Origin of the sequence: Paenibacillus sp. DP01, from assembly GCF_044784315.1 — a bacterium.
GTDB lineage: Bacteria > Bacillota > Bacilli > Paenibacillales > Paenibacillaceae > Paenibacillus > Paenibacillus polymyxa.
Genome location: NZ_CP173059.1, coordinates 4,177,680 through 4,192,949, shown reverse-complemented (window position 1 = coordinate 4,192,949; position 15,270 = coordinate 4,177,680). Strand labels below are relative to the sequence as shown.

At 45.8% G+C, this 15,270-nt stretch carries 15 protein-coding genes; 8 read left to right on the top strand and 7 right to left on the bottom strand.

The features are described 5' to 3' along the window. Positions 1–90: 90 nt before the first annotated feature. Together ACH59B_RS18365 and ACH59B_RS18360 are read left to right on the top strand one after the other, a co-directional pair. Entirely contained in the window at positions 91–342 is a 252-nt protein-coding gene (locus tag ACH59B_RS18365; protein WP_013372537.1) for a hypothetical protein, read from the top strand. 441 nt (positions 343–783) lie between these two features. After that, positions 784–2,400 carry a cellulase family glycosylhydrolase gene (locus ACH59B_RS18360; protein WP_240753109.1) on the top strand — a complete coding sequence of 539 codons (1,617 nt, stop codon included), beginning with the start codon at positions 784–786 and terminating at the stop codon, positions 2,398–2,400. A gap of 279 nt (positions 2,401–2,679) precedes the next feature. Here the strand turns inward: ACH59B_RS18360 and ACH59B_RS18355 are convergent, their stop codons facing one another. Beyond that, positions 2,680–3,684 carry an LLM class flavin-dependent oxidoreductase gene (locus ACH59B_RS18355; RefSeq protein WP_404302325.1) on the bottom strand — a complete coding sequence of 335 codons (1,005 nt, stop codon included), beginning with the start codon at positions 3,682–3,684 and terminating at the stop codon, positions 2,680–2,682. 153 nt (positions 3,685–3,837) lie between these two features. Here ACH59B_RS18355 and ACH59B_RS18350 point away from each other — a divergent pair, with 153 nt between their 5' ends. After that, complete coding sequence (locus ACH59B_RS18350; RefSeq protein WP_016818685.1) at positions 3,838–4,161, top strand: DUF3817 domain-containing protein; 324 nt, start codon at positions 3,838–3,840, stop codon at positions 4,159–4,161. 140 nt (positions 4,162–4,301) lie between these two features. On the opposite strand, the gene ACH59B_RS18345 is transcribed toward ACH59B_RS18350, so the two are convergent. Continuing rightward, the gene (locus tag ACH59B_RS18345; RefSeq protein ID WP_044787615.1) at positions 4,302–5,258 is read right to left on the bottom strand and encodes an alpha/beta fold hydrolase; all 957 of its coding nucleotides are present in this window, start codon (positions 5,256–5,258) and stop codon (positions 4,302–4,304) included. A gap of 35 nt (positions 5,259–5,293) precedes the next feature. Then, positions 5,294–5,557 carry a YkgJ family cysteine cluster protein gene (locus ACH59B_RS18340; RefSeq protein ID WP_174822001.1) on the bottom strand — a complete coding sequence of 88 codons (264 nt, stop codon included), beginning with the start codon at positions 5,555–5,557 and terminating at the stop codon, positions 5,294–5,296. A gap of 297 nt (positions 5,558–5,854) precedes the next feature. Between ACH59B_RS18340 and ACH59B_RS18335 the strand changes: the two genes are divergently transcribed. Then, a complete protein-coding gene (locus ACH59B_RS18335) occupies positions 5,855–6,112 on the top strand; it encodes a GlsB/YeaQ/YmgE family stress response membrane protein (protein WP_013372531.1) in 258 nt (85 codons plus the stop codon). Positions 6,113–6,239: 127 nt separating this feature from the next. Here ACH59B_RS18335 and ACH59B_RS18330 read toward each other — a convergent pair whose 3' ends face one another. Continuing rightward, on the bottom strand, positions 6,240–7,532 hold the full coding sequence (locus tag ACH59B_RS18330; protein ID WP_404302322.1) for an MFS transporter: 1,293 nt from the start codon (positions 7,530–7,532) through the stop codon (positions 6,240–6,242). A 279-nt stretch (positions 7,533–7,811) separates the two neighbouring features. On the opposite strand from ACH59B_RS18330, the gene ACH59B_RS18325 reads away from it, so the two are divergent. The 3 genes from ACH59B_RS18325 to ACH59B_RS18315 are packed head-to-tail and all read left to right on the top strand — an operon-like array spanning position 7,812 to position 10,116. Further along, positions 7,812–8,663 (top strand): amino acid ABC transporter substrate-binding protein, encoded by an 852-nt coding sequence (locus tag ACH59B_RS18325; protein ID WP_017426769.1) that lies wholly within the window; start codon positions 7,812–7,814, stop codon positions 8,661–8,663. Positions 8,664–8,680: 17 nt separating this feature from the next. Then, positions 8,681–9,349, top strand: coding sequence for an amino acid ABC transporter permease (locus ACH59B_RS18320; RefSeq protein ID WP_016818689.1), 669 nt, complete (start codon positions 8,681–8,683; stop codon positions 9,347–9,349). 14 nt (positions 9,350–9,363) lie between these two features. Further along, complete coding sequence (locus ACH59B_RS18315) at positions 9,364–10,116, top strand: amino acid ABC transporter ATP-binding protein (protein WP_404302319.1); 753 nt, start codon at positions 9,364–9,366, stop codon at positions 10,114–10,116. A gap of 83 nt (positions 10,117–10,199) precedes the next feature. On the opposite strand, the gene ACH59B_RS18310 is transcribed toward ACH59B_RS18315, so the two are convergent. The 3 genes from ACH59B_RS18310 to ACH59B_RS18300 form a co-directional block, all read right to left on the bottom strand. Beyond that, positions 10,200–11,360: an MFS transporter gene (locus tag ACH59B_RS18310; RefSeq protein WP_404302317.1), complete on the bottom strand. Its 1,161-nt coding sequence runs from the start codon at positions 11,358–11,360 to the stop codon at positions 10,200–10,202. A gap of 259 nt (positions 11,361–11,619) precedes the next feature. Continuing rightward, a complete protein-coding gene (locus tag ACH59B_RS18305) occupies positions 11,620–12,903 on the bottom strand; it encodes an AAA family ATPase (protein WP_404302315.1) in 1,284 nt (427 codons plus the stop codon). Beyond that, complete coding sequence (locus ACH59B_RS18300) at positions 12,903–14,360, bottom strand: RtcB family protein (protein WP_318300656.1); 1,458 nt, start codon at positions 14,358–14,360, stop codon at positions 12,903–12,905. The genes ACH59B_RS18305 and ACH59B_RS18300 overlap by 1 nt, the downstream gene beginning before the upstream one ends. Positions 14,361–14,914: 554 nt before the next feature. On the opposite strand from ACH59B_RS18300, the gene ACH59B_RS18295 reads away from it, so the two are divergent. Then, positions 14,915–15,244, top strand: a complete 330-nt coding sequence (locus ACH59B_RS18295; protein ID WP_016818694.1) for a metalloregulator ArsR/SmtB family transcription factor — start codon at positions 14,915–14,917, stop codon at positions 15,242–15,244. Positions 15,245–15,270: the final 26 nt, after the last annotated feature.

Genomic DNA, 15,270 nt, shown 5'->3' with positions numbered 1-15,270 from the left:
CAAAAGGCTTATCCCTGGATCCGTGGGAGTTCATCCCATCTGAGCAAGCATACTTGCATGCTCAAATAAGAATTAAGCGAGGGATTTACAATGAAAACCTGCTGCACCATCCAAGTTGACGAAGACAGTTTAGTTATTGATTTGCCAGAAGAAGGAACCACGCTAGAGTCCCTGCTCGGTGATATTGAGAGTTGTGGAGGCAGTGAAGAACCTTGGCTACAACTTATAGACAAGGTAATGGGTAACTCATCTGAGACTGTACTGACAGATCAAGCGACGGATGGCGGCGATATGAACGAAGATCAGGCGACCCAAGAACCTCAAGCTGCCGCTAAGGGGTAATAAGGACATCATACGTTAAGACGATATTGTTAACATTATCCGATCATATACAAGATCATGATAAGACTGCTGTACCGAGCCTAGGCATCGGGAAGCAGTCTTTTTTTAAGTTAAAGAGTTGCAATTAAGACTCTTTTTAACCTGTTAACCAGCCCAAATTGGCCAAATTTTTCAATAGCTAAATGAGACTTTTGTCCTTTCAGTACTCTACAGTAGCCAACTAAGGGGTACATATCCCAAAACCGTGACTTCTTATTCATTTTCTAGCATAAAGTCGAAATGTAACATGTAACTAACTATAATAGTAGTAACATCCATATACAGGTAAGTGACATCGAATGTTGGACCTGATCCTTTTATTGTATGAAGGAAGGGGCGAAAAAGCGGAGAACAACGTACTGATAAGTCTCATCTATTTTATTAAAAGGAAGGAATGTGTAAATGATGAACAGGCAATGGATCCTGCCAAGGATCGCAAAAAGAGTAGCAGTACTGCTAACAGCAGTGTTGCTATTAACGTTAACGAATGGGTTTAACTGGAATGCGTCAACAGCAGAGGCGGCCGGGACGACCCCTGTGGAACGTTACGGACAACTTTCAGTAAAGAGCGGTAAACTGGTGGATAAAAATGGACAGCCTGTACAGCTCAAGGGCATTAGTTCTCATGGCGTGCAATGGTTTGGAGATCTGGTGAATCAGGACACTATGAAATGGTTGCGGGACGATTGGGGCATTTCCGTGTTTCGAGTTGCGTTGTACACTGAAGAAAACGGTTATATTGCCAATCCTTCATTGAAAAATAAAGTGAAGGAAGCCATTGAGGCAGCACAAAAATTGGGTCTGTACGTCATTATTGACTGGCACATTCTCTCAGATGGCGATCCGAACATTCATAAAAATGAAGCCAAAGCTTTCTTTAATGAATTTTCCACTAAGTATGGTCATTTGCCTAACGTAATCTATGAACTTGCTAATGAGCCGAATGGGAATGTGAACTGGAACAATCAAATTCGACCTTATGCATCCGAGGTATCTCAGGTTATTCGAGCTAAGGACCCGGATAATATTATTATTGTAGGAACAGGTACCTGGAGTCAGGATGTACATGATGCAGCAGACCATCCACTTCCAGACAAAAATACAATGTATACCGTGCATTTCTATGCGGGAACACATGGACAATATTTGCGCGATCGGGTTGATTATGCACTGAACAAGGGAGTAGGTATTTTTGCTACCGAGTGGGGGACAAGCGACGCTTCGGGTAACGGTGGCCCGTTCCTGAATGAATCCAAAGTATGGACTGACTTTCTGGCTAGCCGTAAAATCAGTTGGGCCAATTGGTCGCTTGCTGACAAAAATGAGACCTCGGCTGCGCTGTTGCCTGGTGCCGATCGCAAGGGCGGATGGCCTGATTCACAATTAACAGCTTCCGGCAAATTCGTAAAACAGGCAATTCTGGAAGGCTCCAGCAGTCATGGTGGAGGAAGCAACGGCGGGAATAACGGCGGAGACGGCAACAATGGTGGTAGTAACGATGGTGGAAATAGCGGTGGAAACAATGGTAACGATCACAGTGGAAGTACACCAGGCGGTAATAATGAAGGGATCGTGCTTCAATATCGCACCGATGATACGAATGCCAAGGATAATGCGATCCGACCTCAATTTAATATCAAAAATACGGGTAAAACAGCTGTGAAGCTGAGTGATCTGAAAATTCGCTACTATTATACAGATGAGAGCAAACAAGCTCAGCAGTTTTTTGTAGACTGGGCCAAGATTGGCAACGAAAAGGTAAAAGCGACTTTTGTAACATTGCCAAATCCGAAGGTCAAGGCAGATAAATATGTAGAAATTTCTTTCACAGATGGAGCAGGAACGATTCAGCCCGGCGGCGAAACTGGGGAAATTCAATCCCGTATTCATGCTGCAAATTGGAGCAACTTTGATGAGACCAACGATTACTCCTATGGTGCTACCCAAACAGCATTCGCAGACTGGGACCATGGCACCGTATATCAGCAAGGTAAGCTGGTATGGGGTATAGAACCCTAGAAATTCAGCCATGACAAACTTGGCTGGAGTGAGTAAAGAGATGGGACTTTTGGTTGCACTCTTTTGAAGAAATGAAGTATAGCTTATGCGCCTTTGGTATATGGATGATGGAACTTTAGAAGTAAACAACTTATACTTCAGTTCCGATGGATATACTACTAAAGTACCATATGACATTCGACTTTTGTGGTATCTATATTACAACAAACCCCCGCTGTTGCCTTTATAGGCAGGCGGGGGGTTTAATGTTAATGAAAATGAGCCTCTGTTCATCTGTGTTTATACCAAATTAAAAGCTTTGGCCAGCAGACGGTAGGACTGAACACGTTTATTGAAGTCATGAATGGAAGAAACGACCAGTAATTCATCGGTACGATACTGCTCAGCCAGTCTTAGCAGCTGTTCCTTGCACTGCTCAGGAGTACCAACAACACGCCCTGCTGCAGACTGGCGCAGCCGTTCACGATCAAATTCTGTATAGGGATAGGACATGGCTGTTTTCACCGATGGAAGAGAATTCATTTCTTTACCCTGCATGAGTAAAAGGAAATACAAACTAGCACTGGATGCCAGCTGCTCAGCTTCCTCTTCAGTTTCAGCGCAGGCTACCGTAACTGCCGCCATGGAGTGAGGCTTATCTCCTAAAATCGAAGGCATGAATTGCTCGTGGTAACGCGCGGTAGCTTCTACGCCGCCCGGAGTACCGAAAAATTGGGCAAAGGCGTAGGAGGCACCCATCATCGCGGCCAATCTGGCGCTCTCCCCGCTGGAGCCAAGCAACCATAATTCAGGAACGGTTGATATCATCGGGGAGGCATGAAGGCCAGCAAACCGATGATTGTCAGGCACCGAATCATGGAAATAGTCGATTAAATCTAGAATCTGCTGTGGATATTGTTCGACAGCTTGGTATTTCCCTTCCTGCAATGCGCGAGTAGCCAGCGGCAAGCCGCCTGGAGCACGTCCTATTCCCAAGTCAATGCGTCCAGGGTGGAGCGCCTCCAGTAACCGGAAGTTTTCAGCTACTTTATAGGCGCTATAGTGTGGCAGCATAATGCCGCCTGAACCCACACGAATCCGCGATGTGTGAGCAGCCAAATGGGCAATCAATACCTCGGGACTGGAGTGTGCTAGTGTTTTGGACGCATGATGCTCGGATACCCAATAGCGACTGTACCCCAGTTGATCAGCTTCACGCGCTAAATCTGTTGTATTAGACAATGCATCTTGAGCAGAACCGCCTTCAGGAATATGAGACTGGTCCAGTATACCCAGTTTAAGCATTTTACAATCACCTCTTACACAACTGTATCAAACACAACCCATTTGGTCAAAATTCAAAACTCGATAGGTTGGAGTTTGGGCATCTTTTCGTTATAATAAAGGATGCATAAGGGATGAGAGAACATCTCTGCTCATGGAGAGGGGATTACATTTGTGTTAAGAACACCTTTAGGGCGTGTCCGGCTCATGCTCTGGATTCAAGCTATAGCGTATTTGGCGATACTATTCACCCACCAGCCGCTGCAAGCTGCGGGCATGACCCAGGCGGTTATGGTGATTGGTAACATATACCGGGTGAGCTTTCTGTTGCTCCTCGTCGCTTTAATCTATGGAAAAACCGCACTGCATTGGCCTTTACGGCGGCCTCTTTTCATTATGTTTGCATCCTTCATTCCGTTTGGTCTAATGATTATGGATTTTGTTTGGGTGCGAAAATGGACAGGGGATTCGACAGCAGAACAGAGAACTGCATCGTAAACTTTTCAGGAGAGGTGCTTCGCTGTGAACTGTCGAGGAGCTTGTCTATGGAAGCGAGATTGGCTCCGATGCAGTAGAAAGAACATTACGCAGATGGATGCGTGGTGTTCTTTTTTTATGCACCGGAGGAAACCGTTAACTCAATGTAATGCTAAGGTTTGAACTAAAAATTCAGCCGTCTTGCGTCTGTGGAAACCTTCAACCCAATGTCCCGTGAACGGATAAATTTCAATCGTCTTTGGTGATTCAATGCGGTTGTAAGCAGCGAAAATCGTCTCTGGCATACACACTGTATCCTTCAACCCTACAGATACCATGACAGGGATACGAATGCGATGAGCTAGATTCATCACGTCAAAATAACTCAATGTATGTAGTACCTGCTCCAAATGCTCGGGGAAGCGGTTTGCGAATTCGGCAGCTTCTGTCAGTGAACTGGTAGAATTCATCATGCCAAAATCCATATGACACATATTAGGAATATCCGCTACCGTCGTAGCAACTTTATCGCTGAGCGCAGCCACCATTAATGCAAGTCCACCGCCCTGGCTGGCGCCACTGATTGCGATTTTAGCCGAATCGACGTCGGCTTGCTCCGCCGCCCAGTCTACGGCTCTAAGGGCATCGGTTGTAATCGTTTTGTAGTAGCAGGTATCCTTGTCCAATATTCCTTTCGTGACCCAGCCTTTAACGGTTCCGTGAGGGTCATTCCGACGGTCCCCCGTTTCTCCTCCCTGACCACGAACATCTACCGCCAATACAGCAAAACCAAGCATTAGCCAAGATGAATAATCTTCAGGATAGCCCTTTCCGCCTGTGTAGCCATGAAACAGAACGATGCATGGCAGCTTCTGATCTCCTGCAAATCGGGGACGTACATACCAGGCATGCAGAGGCGTATCATCGATCCCCTCAAAAGTGACCCGATAGGCCATCATATGAGGATACGGTGTTTCTACGGGCGTTTTGAATGCACGTACAGGTTTGGCGTGAACTTCTTTCAGTGTTTTGTCCCAAAATAAATTCATATCTTTAGGGGTGGTAAGATCGGGAACGTACTGCTTCAATTCGGCAATTCTTTTTTCAATAACATTCATAATCAAAAATTCTCCTTCATATAGAATGAGTTCTCTTAGGCATTACTCGGTAAAGTGGATTTCTCCAGCTCGCTCAGCAGTTCAAATGCTCTTTCATTAGTGTCTCCGCATGTATCCTTATCCGCATGAAAGCCACTGCATACAGCAGGACGCTCAGGTTTTCCAAATAATTGGCAGCGGTAATCAGGCGTGAGTTGAGGGCAAGGAACACCAGCGGGTTTTCCGTCTGGCATGCCGGGAATAGGGGAAGAAATCGTAATGGCAATGCAACATGCAGCACATCCTACTCGACACTCCAGAGGGGGTCACTCCTTAATAATCTGTTATTTTTGTAACCTATGCATGAAGTGACTTCAGTGAAGCCATAATGTGAGGATGGCACAAAAAAAGCAGGAATACAAGGATAAACGGATAGGAGACACACTTTTCACACAAAGAGCATAAATAATCTGGGAGGCACGTAGGATGGTATCAAGCCCCCAAATCAGCGTACCATTGAGTGGTAATATTAACCATTTGGTCTCTGTGTGTTCAAAAGGAGTTCGAGTGGTTAATAATAGAACACAACGATAAAAACTAAAACGAGGTGACGCAAAATGAGTTGGTTATGGGCATTGATTGTTGGTGGTATTATTGGTTGGTTGGCAGGAATTATCGCAGGTCGTGATGTTCCGGGTGGTGTGATTGGTAACATCATCGCTGGTTTTATCGGTGGATGGTTGGGTAGCTTGATTCTGGGAGACTGGGGTCCTGAAATCGGATCGTTCTACATCGTTCCTGCATTAATTGGTGCGATTGTGCTAGTCGTGATTGTGAGCTTGATCTTCCGTTCCGTTGGACGGAGCAGAGGCTAACTTTACGAATTATTGAATAGACCCGTCCCGATGGGGCGCGAGTTAAAAATGGAAAAAAGCTGCTTCCGCAAGGTTCACAAATGAACCTGTGGGAGCAGCTTTTTTTTGAGATAAAGTTACATAGTTTCTATTGAAATCGTCTGATATGAGGAACAATTAGCACGCCCAGCACGATACACATGCCGATGGTTGCAAACATACCAATGGTGAGGATACCGCCAAGCTTGTCCGCCACGGCACCTACGGCCAGATAGCCGACAGGAAGCAGTGCGAAGGAAAACATCAAATCCAGACTGGCTACACGTCCAAAGGATTCAGCGGGAACTAATTCCTGCAGGCTTGTCTCCCAGATGATCGCAAAAATCATAATACCAAATCCTTCGAGCATCATGCTCATAATCAATCCTGGCATCCAGGTGACTATGGACAACAGCAGTAAGGCAAGACCGCTGACAAAAGCTCCTAAGTAAGCGAGCAGACCGCGGTGTTTCCAATGCTTGCGCGATCCATACACAAAGGCTCCCAACATGGCACCAATGCCACTACTTGCCATTGCGACGCCGTATACGACTGGATTATAGCCATGATGCACCTTGAACAGCCATGGGATGAGCACAGCGATAATACCTGAATAACAGATATTAATGAAAGAAAAGGCGAGTATCGTAATCCATAGCCAAGGATGGCTTTTAAGAATAGCAAAACCTGCTATAAAATCCTTGAGAAAATGTTGTCCACCCTGATCTTCCTGTGCTGAACCGGTCTGACGTTTGCCGATGATGGAGGCCAAATGAGCACTTAGCATCCAAAAACAGGCAAATGATACCAGGTAAGCGATAGAATCCAGTCCAAAGCCGACACCGGGAGAGGAAAAGGATACAATAAAGCCTCCTAGCGGAGGACCGAGTAGACGAACAGCTTGTATGCTGATTTGACTTAGCGCATTGGCAGCATTGCGGATGTCCGGTGTAAACACTTGTGCACGTAAGGCTGAATAAGCCGGATTAAAGATACCATCCATCAATCCGTACAACGCAAGCCCAACGAATAGGAACGGCAACTTCATCCCGTCCGTAAACATCAGCACTGAAGCAACGAGCATCAGACCAAAGCGGGCGACATTCGTGAACAGAAGGAGGCGAATTCGGTCAATTCTGTCCACGATCATTCCTGCGAAAGGAAGAATAAGTACATTTGGCAGCATATAAACCGTCATCGCAAATCCCATGATGGTGGTGGAGCCTGTCAGAGAATAGATAACCAGTGGCAAAATGACTGTCGTGACGGAGCTTCCTAACATCGCGATCCAATGTCCAAGCCATAAGAGGGTGAACGCTTTGGATTGTTTTAAAGGTGAAGTAAAGGTAGCCCAGGCCGAGTGCCTTCCTTCAGGGGATAAAGTTGTATTTTGGGTATCCATGATCACACTCCGGTAAATATTTCTAATCTGTATATTAAAACCTATTATACGAAATCTCTTATGTAATGGTACACAAAAAGTTGCTGCGAGGGGAGTGAAGATGAATAGCCAGCCTATGATGGAGTCAACCTAGAATAGCATTAGATGATAAAAAAATATAACTTACCTTTTGGATAGGGATTATTGGATAAAAGCATTGACGTGCGAAAATGAATGATGTACTATTCAATGACCAGCCTGTGCTAGGTTATCAAGAAAAAGGGAAAGAGTGTGGATAACATGAAAAAATTTAGTTTTTTACCGATTGTACTCATCGTGATGGCATTGCTGGTTTCGGCTTGCGGCAACAATGATAAAGGCGCTAGCACGAATGATGCATCTACCGGAGGGAACGGTTCTAATAATGGAAAAGCAGATACAACGGCTGCAGCTACCCTTGAATCTGTAAAAGCGAGCGGCAAGCTGAGAATTGGTACGGAAGGTACCTATGCTCCGTTTACGTACCATGATGCTGCTGGCAAATTAACAGGCTTTGACGTCGATATTGCAACCGAAGTAAGTAAGCGGCTGGGTGTGCAACCGGAATTTATCGAGACACAATGGGACGGAATATTTGCAGGATTGAACTCCAAGCGGTTTGACGCAGTATTCAATGAAGTGTCCATTACAGATGAGCGTAAGCAAAAATATGATTTCTCCGATCCATATATTGTCTCCAAGGCGGTTCTGATCGTGAGTGATGATAATACGGACATCCAAAAATTTGCTGATTTAAAAGGTAAAAAGGCAGGGCAATCCCTGACTAGCAACCTGACTCAAATCGCAAAAAGCAACGGGGCGGAAATTGTAGCAACCGAAGGATTCAACCAAGCTATTGACCTCCTCACTTCCAAACGGGTAGATGCGACCGTCAACGACGGATTATCCTATCTGGATCTGAAAAAGCAAAAGCCTGATGCTCCAATCAAAAAGGTGGACGAATCTTCGGATGCTTCACACAGCGCAGCAGTATTTAATAAAGGGAGCGAAGATTTGATCAAGGAAGTCAACAAAGCGTTGGCTGATATGAAGGCTGACGGTACGTATCTGAAAATTTCTGAAAAATATTTTGGAGCCGATGTGTCCAAATAATAAAGGATGTCTGTACAATGGATGATCGCCAAATACAAATTATTATGGATTCATTATTGCCTCTGCTAAAAGCAGGGGTTTCTTTTACGATTCCGCTCACACTGATCTCATTTGCTCTGGGACTTGTGCTGGCGCTAATCACTGCACTCGCCCGGTTGTCCAAATGGAGAATACTCAAGCTGATCTTCGGCTTCTATGTATGGGTGATTCGAGGAACTCCATTGCTGGTGCAATTGTATATTATCTTCTACGGTTTACCTTCTGTTGGTATTACACTGGACCCGTTTATTGCTTCAGTGATCGGCTTTACGCTTAGCGTGGGGGCCTATAGCTCTGAAATTATGCGTGCTGCTATTATTTCCATTCAAGAGGGTCAATGGGAGGCGGGATATTCCTTGGGGATGACACGCTGGCAAGTGCTGCGGCGGATCGTGCTTCCTCAAGCTTCCCGTGTATCCGTACCCCCGCTTGCCAACTCATTCATCAGCCTGGTAAAGGATACCTCACTGGCTGCCACCATCACCTATGTGGAAATGTTCAGAACGGCTAATCAGATTGTAGCTACCACCTACGAACCGCTATTAGTATATACCGAGGCTGGAGTTATTTACCTGCTATTTAGCACGATATTGACTGTGCTGCAAAATGATTTGGAAAAGCGTCTCAGCCGTTTTTCCATTAGATAAAGGAGATTGTACCGGTGATCCAAATTCGGAATATACACAAGTCGTTCGGCTCGCTGGAAGTGCTTAAGGGGATTGACGTGACGCTCGATAAGGGGAAAGTGCTCGTGATTATCGGTCCTTCCGGTTCTGGTAAAACAACGTTTTTACGCTGCTTGAATTTGCTGGAAGTTCCCGATCAGGGAGAAATTCAGGTAGGTGATATTGCCCTGAATTTTGCGAAAGGAACGAAGCCTCGACAAGAAAACATTTTGGCGCTGCGTAAGCGGACAGGGATGGTATTTCAATCCTACAACCTCTTCCCGCATATGACTGCGATACAAAATGTGATGGAGGGGCAAGTCACGGTTCAGAAAAAAAGCAAGGACGAAGCGCGCAATCGTGCATTGGAGCTGCTGAAGAAGGTGGGATTGGCTGATAAAGCAGAATCCTATCCGCATCAATTGTCGGGAGGACAGCAACAACGGGTCGGTATTGCCCGGGCAATGGCGGTCGAACCTGAGGTGCTTTTGTTCGACGAGCCCACCTCTGCTCTTGATCCCGAGTTGGTAGGTGAGGTGCTCAAGGTCATAAAGCAATTGGCTGCCGAAGGAATGACGATGGTTATTGTCACCCATGAAATGAAATTTGCGGCAGAGGTTGCGGATCATGTAATCCTGATGGATCAGGGCGTAATCATTGAACAGGGTACGCCACATCAGGTGCTGGAGCAGCCGACCAGTCCACGGGCCATCCAGTTTTTGAATCGACTGAGTGGGGAAACGGAATAAACTGAACAGAAAGGCAGCTACAGCCGGGGGTTAAAAATAACGCCCAGGCCAGTAGCTGCCTTTTATGCATCAGTAGTCCTCTTTTATTTCACTCTCATTTTTAATGTAATCAAGAAGGTAATCAAAAGAATACAACAGCCTGTTAGGAATGGAGCGAACATATTCACATCAAATAAAAATCCCGCTAGAGTAGGACCCAAAATATTCCCCACACTCATATAGGCATTATTCATACCAGCTACATATCCTTGCTCATTTCCTGCCATCTTCGACAATTGTGTATTAAGAGCTGGACGAAGCATAGCTGTGGCAAAGAAAATAAGGGAAGTCACAAGAAAGATACTCCAAAAGTCTTTGGCGAAGAGAAATAAAATATAAGCAGCAGAGGTGAAGAGAAGCGAGCCTTTGATCAACTTTTTTTCACCAAACTGCTTGATCATTTTAGCAACAACTAATGCCTGCATACCGACACCGATCACAGCACCTGCCGTTAGAAGGATTGAAATATGTTGCGGTGAGAATTGGAAGCGATCCGTTACATATAAGCCAAGAACGGATTCAAAGTTAGCGAGTCCAAAAGTCATCACCAGGACAATGACAAAGAACATCGCATATTTTGACTTTAATGATCTTGCATATTGTTTGAAAATAGATTCCCTTCGATGAGTTGTTGCCCGTGCTGCCTTCATTTGTTCTTTCGATAAGCTTTCAGGTAAATAAACGATTGAAAAAATAACTGCAATCATAGCTGCACCTGTTGCTGTATACAGCGGCACTCTCGTTCCATATCCTGCAAGAAGGCCGCCAAGTCCTGGACCAATGACAAATCCAAATGACATCGCTGCCGCTAGCAAGCTATTTCCTTTGGCACGTTCTTCGGTTGTTGTAATATCAGCTACATATGCCATCATGGGTGGAATAATCAGGGCTGCTGCAACTCCTTCCAGAAGTCTTGAGGTGTACAGCATCCACAGCTCATCCCCAATAGCAAACATAAATTTAGCTACAGCAAAAATAATAACACCTACGACGATAAAAACTTTTCTCCCATATCGATCAGACAGCTGTCCAGTTATGGGAGAGAGCAAGAATTGCGTTATTCCATAGGCTGCTACCAATAAACCGATGGCTCGCCCACTGGCACCAAATTCAATGATCAATTCCGGAAGAATAGGGGTAATCAAACCAACGCCGACCATCACAATGAATATATTGATCATGAGAATTGCGAGTATTCTTTTCATACTAAAAAACCTCCTTATCCATTGGTTTCTGGATAGGAGGCAGACATACGAACAAGAAGATACACTGCTCCCGTCAAAGAAGCAATGCTCTTATCGTTAATACCCAAAAGCCTACACTAATCCTATCCAGCAAATTCGTAAGATTACGTTTTTTCTTTGGAAATAGGATTAGTAGATCATTGGCTTAAGGTCACCCTTTCGGTACTTTATTGCTTATCAGTATAACATAAATTTCATAATAAGACAGTAAAAGGATTAATCAGAAGAACCCAACTCTTCCTTCGGAGGCATTTTTTAGCCAGTCCTGCTTGCGGCTTTTATCAAGCTCGCCCCGCATGCCTTTAATAATCAGCTCAATATCGGCTTTTCCTTGCTCATGCCATTCTAGAGCCGTGCTGACATACAGTTCACCAAGCTGAGCCAGGGAGAAGCCGTCCGTCATCGTTGCCGCCTTCTGTGTACCTGTCTCACCTGCAAAAACAAGGAAGTTACGCAGCTTGAGATACGCGAGTCGCAGCGCTTCATCAGGCAAACTGATTTCATAAGCTCGATCGAAGCGGCCCGCCCGGTTCATCAGACCCGGGTCGATTTTCTCGGGATAATTGGTCGTTCCGATCAGGAAGATGCCCTCCTTGGATGTAGCGCCGTCGAGCGTATTCAGGAAAAAGGAACGAACCTCCTGAGGCATAGAATCAATGTCCTCAATGACCAACACCATCGGAGCCAGGCGAGTAGCTGCCTCGAACACCTCTTTGACCGATTCGCTGGTTGTATATTCTGTAATTTGCCAGTAAGCAGCCGGACCCGGTACACTGCTGGCAATTGATTTCACTAGAGTTGTTTTACCGTTGCCCGGATGGCCGTATAGCAGAATCCCACGCTTGTAAGGAATGTTATAAGTCTGATAGAAGGTACGATCCGCTTCAAAAAACTGATCAAGTGATCGGAAGATATCCCGCTTGATTTCTGCCTTCAAAATCACGTCATCCCGTGTAATGGCGCGGGTTATCGGTTCTGCTTGCCGAGAGAGTCCACGGCTTGTATCGGTAAAGACGGTGACACGCTTCATATTTTGCTTGCGTTCACGACCGCGTACGCCTGCGAGGAAGCTTTGCAGCTCCTGATCGCCTATGGCAAATACGTAATCTTCATTGTATACGCCATTTTCACGGAAAAAGGGAACTCGTGCCAGTGCGATCCCCCACTTGGGATAGGCAAATACATTATTGCGCATCGACAGATGCACACCATATTCAGGCGTTGGCCCGTCATCGTCATATTGAATGGTGCGTTCCTCCAAACGATCGAAGACCCGTGCCACATGCTCCAGATCAGGGCTGCCTGAACGAATATCCTCCTCCAGCAGATCCCAATATTCAATATTGGGATCATCACTGGCATACAGCTCATATTTTACGCCATAACGGTTATAGAGTGCTTCACTAATACCGTCGATCAGACGGGCATAAGCGGCATAACCGGTAATGCGTCCATCTGTTCGTTCGTCAAATTCATAAATAGCTGGGATGTCTATACTCAACATTATTTTGCTCCTTTCAGGGCGGCCAGCGGTCTACATTTGGCTACAACGGCTGCGAGTCCTGCCCCGGTAACACTTTCAATAATATCATCTACATTTTTGTAGGCTTGTGGAGATTCGTCGATAATACTTTCCAGAGATGCCTGGTTGACCACAATTTCGTCGTCTGTCCCTACACCCAGGGCACCTGCAAAATCGTCTACACTTACAAGCCGCTTGGTCGCAGAACGCGAGCGAATACGGCCCGCTCCATGACAAATGGAGTGAAAGTTATCCTGACCGCCCGGTAAACCTACCATAATATAAGAGGCAGTCCCCATTGAGCCGGGGATCAGGGCCGGATGCCCAGTCGCCTGATAAGGCCGCGGATTGTCAGGGTGTCCTGCTGGAAGCGCGCGCGTTGCACCTTTACGATGTACAAACACGCTGCCATGATCCGGATGGGACTCCTCCCAAGCATAATTGTGCATCAGATCGTACAGCGTACGCAACTCGCACTTTGTACCAAAGACATCGCGGAAGGCTTCTCGCACGGAGTATGCAATCAGATGTCGGTTCACCACAGCATAATTCAGCGCTGAATACATCATATCCACATAATGTGCTGCCTCGGGATGATCCAGCGGTGCGAATACGAGTCTCGGGTCGGAGGTGCCGAGACCGAGACGGCTCATCGCTTTGGCGATGGCAGATGAACTGGACTGACTGACTGCTCCACCCCAAGCACGTGATCCGGAATGAATCATCACAGCCACCTGACCGTCGAACATCCCCCAAGCTTCAGCGATTTCTCTATTTTCTTCGGCAATTTCAATCGCCTGAATTTCGACAAAATGATTGCCTCCACCCAACGTGCCGAGCTGTCGATGAGCCCGGTGCCAAGTACGGTCTTCGACGAGATTCAGCACTTCCTCGTCAAAGGAGAACTTACTGTGCTCTACATGAGTCAGTGAGGTAGATTTCTTAGGAGTGTAGCTATCTGGAATATATTTATTAGGTAAGCCATGCAAACCCTTACGTACAATATGCTCCAGTCGTATATCCGAATAATGTCCGCGTTGGTGGGCTTCCATCGGCAAGTATTTGTCGATTGTCTTAACCAGCTTGCGGCGCAGCTTGATTTCCTTCAAAGCATCCTTGTGCAGATTGGTCAGGTGTACGCGCATGCCGCAGCCAATATCGCTGCCAACGATGGAGGGAGATACATAGCCGTCTTCCATTCCCCATACCGCAGTTGTACCGATGCAGGTTCCGACGCCTACATGTACATCTGGTGTATATCCCATATAGCGGATACCTGGAATTTGTAAATTGTTATTAGCCATCTCGAACACTTTGTAATCCAGTGAGGAGAAGAGTTGCTGCGAAGCGTACACGGTCAGATCCCCTGCCGGAAGCTTCATCAGGTGGCTGTATGGTCCTTCATGAAAAGATGAGTTGGTCGTAGGTTGTATATTCATAATAAATGGGTAGTTCCCTTCTTCATGTAAATTTATAACATCCTATAAAAAGATTCGAAAAAAACAAAAAAACCGCAGACTTGTCGTCTACGGCTTCGTGCACCGAAAGTGTCATTACATTTTATGATCAGTACATCATACAGTACATCATAAAAACATAAATAACCTGTTCTTTCAATAGCATATAAAAATAAAAAAGCCTGGTTCATCACGCCGTCAGACAGCGTGACATACCCATCATGTCGCCCGAACGGGGCCGATGAGACGAAATTTCGAATATGTGATTGTATCATGCTGACTGATTGTCATTATCGTGTAAAGCTTGGTCATGTCTGTCGGCCCCCTTTTCTTAAAGTTAATTGTTATGTTAATGGAAACCTGTGGAAGCTGTCAACCCTGAAAGATAAAAGTGTGGAAAAATGTGACTATACGCATGGTGAAGTGTGAGTAACATCATAGTTCAATTGACCCGAAACTGTTATTGTACTGAATATTCAAATATTCAGATATTGTTGATCGTTATGAAAACAATCTGTGAGGAGGACGGCGCAGGCATGGAAGGAGATCTCCAGAAGTTTAAGGCTGACTTTTTCAAAGCATTGGCTCACCCTCTGCGCATCCGCATTTTGGAGGTGCTGAGTGAAGGGGAACGGAATGTGAACGAGTTGCAGACTGCGCTCGGTTCCGAAGGTTCTGCCGTATCGCAGCAATTGGCTGTCTTACGGGCTAAAAATTTGGTGAACAGCTTTAAGGAAGGCACAACGGTCGTGTATTCACTACGTGATCCGCTCTTAACGGAGCTGCTAGCGGTGGCGCGGCAGATTTTTGACAATCATTTAGTCGAAGCTATCTCGTTGCTGGAAGGAATACGTAACGAGAAGTAATGCTACTACAGAAAAGAAGGGTTACA

Excerpts from the sequence above, each read along its gene's own strand:
- ACH59B_RS18355 (WP_404302325.1), bottom strand. The coding sequence starts at position 3,684 with ATGCTTAAACTGGGTATACTGGACCAGTCTCATATTCCTGAAGGCGGT.
- ACH59B_RS18325 (WP_017426769.1), top strand. The coding sequence starts at position 7,812 with ATGAAAAAATTTAGTTTTTTACCGATTGTACTCATCGTGATGGCATTG.
- ACH59B_RS18365 (WP_013372537.1), top strand. The coding sequence starts at position 91 with ATGAAAACCTGCTGCACCATCCAAGTTGACGAAGACAGTTTAGTTATT.
- ACH59B_RS18305 (WP_404302315.1), bottom strand. The coding sequence starts at position 12,903 with ATGTTGAGTATAGACATCCCAGCTATTTATGAATTTGACGAACGAACA.
- ACH59B_RS18300 (WP_318300656.1), bottom strand. The coding sequence starts at position 14,360 with ATGAATATACAACCTACGACCAACTCATCTTTTCATGAAGGACCATAC.
- ACH59B_RS18295 (WP_016818694.1), top strand. The coding sequence starts at position 14,915 with ATGGAAGGAGATCTCCAGAAGTTTAAGGCTGACTTTTTCAAAGCATTG.
- ACH59B_RS18335 (WP_013372531.1), top strand. The coding sequence starts at position 5,855 with ATGAGTTGGTTATGGGCATTGATTGTTGGTGGTATTATTGGTTGGTTG.
- ACH59B_RS18320 (WP_016818689.1), top strand. The coding sequence starts at position 8,681 with ATGGATGATCGCCAAATACAAATTATTATGGATTCATTATTGCCTCTG.
- ACH59B_RS18360 (WP_240753109.1), top strand. The coding sequence starts at position 784 with ATGATGAACAGGCAATGGATCCTGCCAAGGATCGCAAAAAGAGTAGCA.
- ACH59B_RS18345 (WP_044787615.1), bottom strand. The coding sequence starts at position 5,258 with ATGAATGTTATTGAAAAAAGAATTGCCGAATTGAAGCAGTACGTTCCC.
- ACH59B_RS18330 (WP_404302322.1), bottom strand. The coding sequence starts at position 7,532 with ATGGATACCCAAAATACAACTTTATCCCCTGAAGGAAGGCACTCGGCC.
- ACH59B_RS18310 (WP_404302317.1), bottom strand. The coding sequence starts at position 11,360 with ATGAAAAGAATACTCGCAATTCTCATGATCAATATATTCATTGTGATG.